Annotated in this window: 1 protein-coding gene; it reads right to left on the minus strand. The window is 60.8% G+C overall.

The window, feature by feature from the left end; genetic code table 11:
• Positions 1–50: 50 nt before the first annotated feature.
• A protein-coding gene (locus tag KVT32_RS27765) for an IS3 family transposase (protein ID WP_217619157.1) occupies positions 51–1,279 on the minus strand; the annotation gives its coding sequence in 2 pieces (ribosomal slippage) (positions 51–929 and positions 932–1,279; 1,227 coding nt in all).
• Positions 1,280–1,333 lie beyond the last annotated feature (54 nt).

Raw genomic sequence — 1,333 nt, forward strand, 5'->3', positions numbered from 1 at the left:
TGACCCGTCCTGCCATAGGTTGACACCTACGGCACGGTATCCGTAGCAGGCTACGGACTGAACACCCGGTGAACTTCATCGGGTGTTTTGCATTGTAGGGACAGGTGCGGACGCTCGGTGTTGTAGATTTCGACGGACTGCTTGACCATGAGCCGGGCTTGGGCCAGATCGGCGGGCTTGTGGAGCAATAGCTCTCCCTTCAGGATGCCGTTGACCCGCTCAGCCAAGGCATTCTGGTAGCAGTCGTAGCCGTCAGTCATCGAGCAACGGATGCCGTGCCGCGCGTGCAGGCGCTGGTAGTACGTTGAGCAGTACTGGATGCCTCGATCCGAGTGGTGCACCAGCGGTTGGCTCGAGCGCCGCGAGCGCAACGCCATCTCCAGTGCGCGGCGCACCCCTTCGGTCTGCAGATTCTCTGCCACGTGGTAGCCCACGATCTTGCGCGAGTAGGCGTCGGTCACCAGGCTTAAGTAGGTGCACCGTTGGGCGGTCGGCAGGTAGGTGATATCGGCTACCCAGACCTGCTCGGGCCCCGTCGGCACCACTTGGCCTTCGCCTTCCTTGAGCAGGTTCGGGTGGCGTCGGAAGCGGTGATGGCTGTCGGTGGTCTTGTGATACGCCCGGCGTGGCCGCACCAGCATCCGGGCGCTGCGCAGAATGTCGAACAGCGCATCGCGCCCGGCCTTGATCCCCGCCTCGCGTAGCGGCTGGCCCAGCATGTGATGCAGCTTGCGCGTACCCAACGTCGGTTGACGTACCCGCAGCGCGGTGACCATCGATACTACTTGGCATGCCTGCTGCTGGCGCTCGCGCTCTCTGTGCCTGCTCTTGTAATACGCCTGGCGGCTATGGCCCATGTAACGGCAAGCCCTTGCCACGCTCAGCCCTTGGACGAGCTTTTGCGTGAGGACTTGCCCAAAGGCTTTTTTACGACGCGTACCCCGTAATCCTTCTCCAACACATTGACCACGGCCTCAAACAACTGCGCCTTCTCGCGGGCTTCCTTGAGCTGAATCTCCAGTTCCTTGATCCGCTGCTCGGGGGTAAGCACTTTGCCTTGACGATCCATGTCCACTCCTCTGACCGTCGGCAGGCTCCAGCCGCTCCAGCCCGGGCGGCCATGTTTGCGCAGCCACACCAGCACTGTCGACCGGCCTTGGATTCCATAGCGGCGCTGAGCCTCTTTGTACGTCAGCTCGCCTTTTTCCACCTGCTCGACCACCGACAGTTTAAAAGCCAGACTGTAGTCCCGCTGGGTTCGCTTGATCCTTGATTCCAATTGACTCTCCTTTTTTCTCTCAAAAAGGTGTCAACCAATTCCAGGACGGGTCAC

Origin of the sequence: Achromobacter sp. GbtcB20 (genome assembly GCF_019091095.1) — a bacterium.
In the GTDB taxonomy this organism is placed as follows: domain Bacteria; phylum Pseudomonadota; class Gammaproteobacteria; order Burkholderiales; family Burkholderiaceae_B; genus Achromobacter; species Achromobacter mucicolens.